This is a genomic window from Arthrobacter sp. 2YAF22_2 (assembly GCF_052114645.1).
GTDB lineage: Bacteria > Actinomycetota > Actinomycetes > Actinomycetales > Micrococcaceae > Arthrobacter.
Map to the genome: position 1 here is coordinate 1 of NZ_JBFRFD010000165.1, position 6,749 is coordinate 6,749.

At 66.5% G+C, this 6,749-nt stretch carries 7 protein-coding genes; 3 read left to right on the plus strand and 4 right to left on the minus strand.

What is annotated here, in order from left to right; translation table 11 throughout:
• The coding region (locus AB4Y86_RS08745; protein WP_441401860.1) for a DUF222 domain-containing protein at positions 1-1,143 on the plus strand (1,143 nt) is incomplete at its 5' end.
• 22 nt (positions 1,144-1,165) lie between these two features.
• Here AB4Y86_RS08745 and AB4Y86_RS08750 read toward each other — a convergent pair.
• The 4 genes from AB4Y86_RS08750 to AB4Y86_RS08765 are packed head-to-tail and all read right to left on the minus strand — an operon-like array spanning position 1,166 to position 4,394.
• Entirely contained in the window at positions 1,166-1,555 is a 390-nt protein-coding gene (locus AB4Y86_RS08750) for a flagellar assembly protein FliW (protein ID WP_441401861.1), read from the minus strand.
• A complete protein-coding gene (flgL, locus tag AB4Y86_RS08755; protein ID WP_441401862.1) occupies positions 1,552-2,475 on the minus strand; it encodes a flagellar hook-associated protein FlgL in 924 nt (307 codons plus the stop codon). Before flgL ends, AB4Y86_RS08750 begins: the two co-directional genes overlap by 4 nt.
• Positions 2,476-2,477: 2 nt before the next feature.
• Positions 2,478-3,896 carry a flagellar hook-associated protein FlgK gene (gene flgK / locus AB4Y86_RS08760; protein ID WP_441401863.1) on the minus strand — a complete coding sequence of 473 codons (1,419 nt, stop codon included), beginning with the start codon at positions 3,894-3,896 and terminating at the stop codon, positions 2,478-2,480.
• 9 nt (positions 3,897-3,905) lie between these two features.
• Positions 3,906-4,394 (minus strand): flagellar protein FlgN, encoded by a 489-nt coding sequence (locus tag AB4Y86_RS08765; protein WP_441401864.1) that lies wholly within the window; start codon positions 4,392-4,394, stop codon positions 3,906-3,908.
• A 292-nt stretch (positions 4,395-4,686) separates the two neighbouring features.
• Between AB4Y86_RS08765 and AB4Y86_RS08770 the strand changes: the two genes are divergently transcribed.
• Together AB4Y86_RS08770 and fliD are read left to right on the plus strand one after the other, a co-directional pair.
• The gene (locus AB4Y86_RS08770; RefSeq protein ID WP_441401865.1) at positions 4,687-5,889 is read left to right on the plus strand and encodes a flagellin N-terminal helical domain-containing protein; all 1,203 of its coding nucleotides are present in this window, start codon (positions 4,687-4,689) and stop codon (positions 5,887-5,889) included.
• Between the two features lie 128 nt (positions 5,890-6,017).
• Positions 6,018-6,749: flagellar filament capping protein FliD (gene fliD / locus AB4Y86_RS08775; protein WP_441401866.1), on the plus strand; the 732-nt coding region annotated here is incomplete at its 3' end.

The window sequence follows — 6,749 nt, forward strand, 5'->3', positions numbered from 1 at the left end:
TTGCAGGCCGGGACGATTTCCTGGCAACACGCCCGGATCGTCGTCGACGAAACCTCCGGCCTCGACCCTGCCGGCACGGCCGGGCTGGAGGCGCACTTCCTGGACCCGGCCGGCCCGGACCCGGCGCGCGGTTGCCGGGCCGGGGAGCTCGTGCCGGGCCGGTTCCGGGCCAAGGCCCGCGCCTGGCGGGAACGCCACCACCCGGTCAGCATCGAGGCCCGCCACACGAAGTGTGCGGCGGACCGGCGGGTCGAGTATGCCCCGGACCGGGACGGGATGGCCTGGCTCTCCGCCTACCTCCCCGCCGCCACGGCCGCGGGAATCTGGGACCGGACCACCGCCGCCGCCCGCGCCCTGCAGGGCCCCGACGAGGCCAGAAACCTGTCCCAGCTCCGCGCGGACGTCGCCGCGGGCTGGCTCCTCACCCCCGGAATGCCCGACAGCGGGACAGGACGGGGCCCGTTCGGCGGTGGTGCGGCGGCAGGGGGCGTGGCGGGTGGTGTTCMGTCGCCGCGGGCGCAGGTCCTGATCACCGTCCCGGCGCTGTCGCTCCTGGGAGCCACGGAGGAACCGGCCGTGCTGGACGGGTACGGTCCGATTCCGCCGTCGATGGCYCGCCGCCTGGTCGCSGACGGCGCCGMYTCGTTYTACCGGGTCCTGACCGACCCGSGGGACGGGGCKCCGCTGGAGATCGGACGGACCAGCTACCGGSTSMCSAAGGCCCTGCGGCASTGGCTYCGSCTCCGGGACGGCARRTGCCCGTTCCCGGGCTGCAACAACCAATCCCTGGTTAACGAGGCGGACCAYCTGCTGGCSTGGGCCGACGGCGGCACCACCGGAATTTCAAACCTCGGCCAGCCCTGCCGCAAACACCACGGCCTCAAACACAGCACCGCCTGGACACCCACCGGAGCGAGTAAAGACCACCCGCCGGGCTGGACCTCACCGGCCGGCCGGCACTACGCCAGCGAACACCAGGACTGGGAACCACCCCACTGGCCGAACGGATTAATCAGCACGGACAACGGCAGCGTCGAGGGCCTGCCCCCGGACCCGGGGCGTGATCCCGAATTGGAATTACCCCCTGACCCGTTCCCGGAGTGGTATGAATTCATCTCCGGCCCGCCACTGCTAGTTGCGTAGCGTCTGGAGCGCCAAGAAGTAGCTAGAGCGCGCCGAGTTCCGCCTGCAGCGGGTATTCCTTGCCGTCGAGCACGAGTTGGGTGCAGCGGCGGTTGGCCGGGTTGAACACGATCGGCGCCATCAGATTCACCGTGGTGGRGGTGGGGGAGTGGTTGACCACCACCAGCACCTGTGCCGTCTCGTCCTTGGCAAGTTCCAGGGCTTCCAAAGCGGCGGCCGGAAGCCGGGGAGTGTAGCCCGGAACGAACACCGAGGTGTCGGCCAGGAAGAGCCGCACCGGTGCGGACTCTGATTCCAGGGCGAAGAGGCCCGGAGCGCTGTCGATGCTGCGCAGCGCGAAGTCGTGGACCGCTTCCAAGCCCGGCATGGGGGCGGTGAAGGTCACGGGGGTGCTGCTCAGGACGGAGTTCATCGCAGGAAGTCCATCAGTGTGGGCTGCAGGACCCGCGCCGTGGCGGCCAGGGCCACCTGGTAGTTGGTTTCCTGGAGCTTCAGGTCCATGATCACGCTGCCGAGATCTGCCTTCTCGATTCCCGTCTTCTGGGCGTCCAAGCTGGCCTCCAAATCTGTGTTGACGGTTCCCGCGCGTTCGAGTTCGGCCTGCCGTGTGCCGATCTCCGCGCGTCCGCTGATGACATTCTTGATGCCTTGATCCAACGCGGTCAAATGGGTGTTGGAGGCATTCCCGGCATCGAGATCGCTGGTGATCTTTCCGATCAGGGCGAAGACGGATGTGCTGCCATCCCCGAAGATCTTGGCGCCGTCGGCGTCCACCCGGATGGTCCGGTTATCGCTGACGCGACGTTCCACGGTGCCACCGGCTGTGCCGTTGAAGCTCGGCGGCGTGCCCGGATCGCCGGGGATCGCAGGGTCCGGCGGGATGGGCTGGGTGAAGGCGCCGTCCTTGTCAGAGGTTCCGGCGAAGATGTTACGGCCCAGGTGCTGGGTGTTGGCCACCGACAGCAGGTCCGCATTCAGGCCTTTGAGTTCGGTGGAGATGGCGTCGCGTTCCTTTTGGCCCAGGGAGTCGTTCGAGGCCTGCAGGGTCAGGTCACGGACCCGGTTAAGGATGTTGGTTGCCTGCCCCAGCGCCGAGTCGGYGACAGTCAGCCAGCTGTTCCCGTCGTCGATGTTCCGGCTGTATTGTGCCGCCGCCGCCTGGCGGGTGCGGGTCTGCAGCGCCTGCGCGGTGGCCGACGGGTCATCCGAGGGGCGGCTGATCTTATCCAGCGACGACGCCTTGTCCTGAAGCCCGGCGAGCTTGGACTGCTGCAGCTGAAGATTGCGCTGCGCAGCCGCGGACATGGTGAGGTTTGTGACTCGGTTAAGCATGGCTACCTTCCTACCAAGCCGGTGTGGTTGATCAGGACGTCCAGGGCCTCATCCACGGCGGTCATCACCCGGGCTGCCGCCTGGTAGGCGTGCTGGTTGGTGAGCAGGCTGACGTTCTCCTCGTCCAAACTGACCGACGCGGAGGACGACCTGCTGGTTTGCGCCGAGGTCTCGACGGCGGTGGTGAGGGTTTCGTGTTGCTGGGCGTTTCTGGACTGCAGGCCAATTCCGGTCACAATCGACTGCCACGTCGCGTCAGGGGATGTAGTTTTGGTGCCGATCTGGGCCAGGGCATCGGCGTTGTGGCCGTCCTTCGCCCCGGAGCCGACGGCGGCCGCGCCGATCAGGGCCGGGTCCTGGATGGAGCTGATCCCGAGCGCCGGCGGGCGGCTGGCATCGATCGAGAAGAAGTCTCCGGCAGGTGTGCCCGCGGCCGTCAGCCCGCCGGAGTGGACTGCGTTGACGTCCGAGGCCAGCTGGGTTGCCAGGCGGTCGTAGGAGGCGGCAGCCTCGGCGATCACGCCGCCGGATCCGCCGGCCGCGGGGGCCAGGATGGACAAGGAACCTGCCAGCTGCCCGCCGTCGAGCCCCACCGCGACGCCGGGCAGATCCGCCCACTCGAGCTGGACCGGGCTGGCGGCCGAGCCAGCCATGGACGACCCACCGGTGAGGGCAAGCGTCCTCACAGAGGAACCCATCACCAGGGCGTTGCCGCCGATGTGGACATCCACGGTGCCGTCGGCCTGCTCGCGCACGGTGCCTCCGGCCAACCGCGCGATGCTCTCGGTGAGCTTGGCCCGGGCGTCGATCAGCTCATTGGCCGACCCACCGGCGGCGAGAGTGGACCGAATGGTGGTGTTGTAGGCCGCGACCTGGGATGCCGCCGAATTGACGGCGGTCACCGCGTCGGCCGCCTGGCCCCGGGCGTCAGTCCACTGCCCGTCCAATGATTGGTAGGCCGTGGCGATGCGGGTGGTCAGGGTGTTCGCGGCCTGGATCACCAAGCCGGACGGAGCGGCTTCGCCGGGCTGGTTGGCGACACCCTGCCAGGCCGACCAAAACCCCTGCAGGGCGGCGGAAACGCCGTTGTCGCCGGGTTCGTTGAGGACGCCCTCGATGTTCTGGAGGGCGGAGGACCGTACGCTGGCGTATCCCGCCTGGGCGCCTGCGGACCGGACACCGCCGTCGAGGAAGCTGCTTCCCAGCCGTGCGATCGCGTCAACCGAGACGCCCTGACCGACTTGGGGTGCACCCGCGCCCCAGAGACCCTGCGCCGGCGCCGCGAGCGGGGATTGCTGCACGCGCTGGCGGGTGTAACCTTCGGTGGCTGCGTTGGCAATATTCTGCCCGGCCACATTCATTCCCTGCTGGGCCGCGGTCAGTCCACGGTAGGCCGTGTTCAGGGCACCAAAAGTGCTCATGCTGGCTCCTTAGAACCTCTGGTCGAAAATACGGGAACCGGCGGTTGCCCCGGTTTTGCCCTGCGCGTCATAGGTACCCGCGGCCGAGGAGGGCTGCAGGTCGGCGATCGACTCCTGGGTGGAGCGGACGGCGGACCGCAAGAACTGCTCGTTGGTGTCGCGCAGTTCCTTGATCAACGACGTTTGCCGCGTCAGCGCCGTCAGGTGGGCGTTGAGCACCTCGGCCCAGGCTCCCTCGGGTGCCGCGGCCACCAGTTCGCTCAGCGTCGCGTCCGTGGGCAGGCCCCAGGATTCGGCGACGACGGCGGCCTCGATGGTCCGGGCGAGGCTTGCCTGGGAGAGGTGCCCCAGGACCTGCTCGACCTCTTTGGTGCCGAGCGGAAGCCACCGCGAGTTACCGGACGTGAGCAGCAACTGTTCCTCTTCGAGCTTGAAGGTCAGAACGTCCAAGAGTTCACGCTCCCGCCAGAGCAAGGCGGAAAGTTCGTGGATGGCCATGGGCTGGACGGCTCCCTCATAAGTCAATGGTGTGCGGGCTGACGGGCTACCCGTGGCAAGCATTCGGGTCGTGCGGACGACGCGAGCCAGTTTTCGGGTTCGCTGGAACTATCGGCAGGGGTCCGGCCTTCGTTAGCGATGCGGGGAGGCCGACGTCGGTGTCTGCTGAAAAGGGGCCATCCGAAAACTCTTTTGTAAATTCGCTTACCTATGCCGGCCGACGGGCGATAACTACCCATGAAGGCCCACGGACGGGCCATCGAACATCGTCCCAAATCATGGAGGAAACATCATGGGAATGGTTGTCAACACCAACATCGCGGCAGCAAACGCGTACCGCAACCTCAGCAGCACCCAGACCAACCTGAACAAGTCGCTGGAGAAGCTCTCCAGCGGCCTGCGCATCAACCGCGCCGCGGATGACGCAGCCGGTCTGGCCATCTCCGAGGGTCTGCGCTCGCAGGTCAACGGCCTGGGCGTCGCAGCCAACAACGCCCAGGACGGCATCAACGTGGTCCAGACCGCTGAAGGCGGCCTGAACCAGACCCACGCCATCCTGCAGCGTCTCCGCGACCTGGCAGTTCAGGCCGGTAACGACTCCAACAACGCCGACTCCCGCAAGGCCATTGCCACTGAAGCAACCGGTCTGGTGGACGAGCTCGGGCGGATCGGCGACGGCACCAACTTCAACGGCATCAGCCTCCTCAACGGCAAGGCCGGAGCATCCGCCAACGGTCAGCTGAGCTTCCAGATCGGTGCCGGTGGGGACGCCAGCAGCCAGATCACCGTTGACCTGAGCAAGGCCAACGTGCGTGGCATCGCTGACTCTTTGAAGTCTTCTAACCCTGTAGGCGGTCAGGAATTTGATTTCCAGGCGTTTGACGGGGGCACCGGAGCACCGACCATCGCTGGCGGAACGTACACCTTCACCTCGACAAATGGAACCGCCACTTCGACCGTTTCGGTCGACACCGGATCCACCGCGATGACTGCCGATGAGCTCGTCACCAAATTGAACTCTGAGGCGGGATTCGCAGGGAAGTTCAATGCCTCGATCGCAAAGAACACTGACGGTAGCACCAAGGGCATCATCGTTACCTCCAAGGACGGGGGGACGGTCGGCACGACTGCCCCTTCAGCAACGGATCTGAACGACGCGCCCCTCACTCCCCCGGCTACCCCGACGGTCACCGGTCTGGACTTCTCCAGCGCTACCGGAGCGAAGAACGCCATCAACCTGCTGGACGAAAAGATCAAGGACGTCTCCACCGCCCGCGCGGCCCTGGGTGCTTCCCAGAACCGCCTGGAATCCGCAGTGCAGACCATCGGTGTTGCCAAGGAAAACCTCACGGCTTCCGAGTCCCGGATCCGCGACGTCGACATGGCTGACGAGATGTCGAAGTACACCCGCTCCAACATCCTGTCCCAGGCAGGAACGGCCATGCTCGCGCAGGCCAACCAGTCCACCCAGGGCGTCCTCTCGCTGCTGCGCTAAGCTGCAACGACTGACTCCTTCCGGCGTAGCCGGATAGGGACTGGCACCTAACGGCGGCCGGAGAGCAAAAAACTCTCCGGCCGCCGTCACCGCATAGGCACTGATCGACGACGGCAGAAGGACAATCCATGGGGCTCTCACTTCCCGGCCTGGCCAGTGGACTGGATACCACCTCCCTCATCAGCCAGCTGATGCAGGTCGAGGCTATCCCTCAGACCCTGCTGAAGAACCAGTCGTCATCGGTTCAATCAATGATTTCCGCCCTCCAAGGCCTGAACAGCAAAGTGGCATCCCTGGCCACCGTGGCCACAGCGGCCGGCAAGCCCGACTCGCTGGAGTTGTTCTCCGCCACCAGCAGCTCTGCGGGCGTGACGGCCACTGCCGCTTCCGGTGCCGCGGCCGGGTCCATCGACGTGGTGGTGGGCGCGACCGCCCAGGCCCAGGTCTCGGTCAGTGACAAGGTCGCCACCTGGCCCGTCAACACGTTCACCATTACCAGCGCCGCCGGCACGCCGACGACCATCATTGCCGCCTCCACGTCCTTGGACGACGTCGCGACGGCGGTGAACAATTCCTCCGCCGGCGTCAATGTCCTCAAGATAGCCACCGGCGAAGTCGACGCCTCCGGCAACGCCCTGTTCCGGCTGCAGTTCAGCGCCGGCGCCACCGGAACCGCGGCAGGGTTCTCTGTCTCCAACAACACCATGACCCAGATCACGCCCCCCACCGACGCCAGGGTGACGCTCTACGCGGGAACAACGGCCGCCCAGGACATCACGTCAGCGACCAACACCTTCACCAACCTGCTGCCCGGCGTCACGGTAAACGTCACAGCCGCGTCCACCAGCCCGGTCACGATC

Coding starts and splice junctions, on each gene's coding strand:
- flgK (WP_441401863.1), bottom strand. CDS start 3,896: ATGAGCACTTTTGGTGCCCTGAACACGGCCTACCGTGGACTGACCGCG.
- AB4Y86_RS08765 (WP_441401864.1), bottom strand. CDS start 4,394: ATGGCCATCCACGAACTTTCCGCCTTGCTCTGGCGGGAGCGTGAACTC.
- AB4Y86_RS08770 (WP_441401865.1), top strand. CDS start 4,687: ATGGGAATGGTTGTCAACACCAACATCGCGGCAGCAAACGCGTACCGC.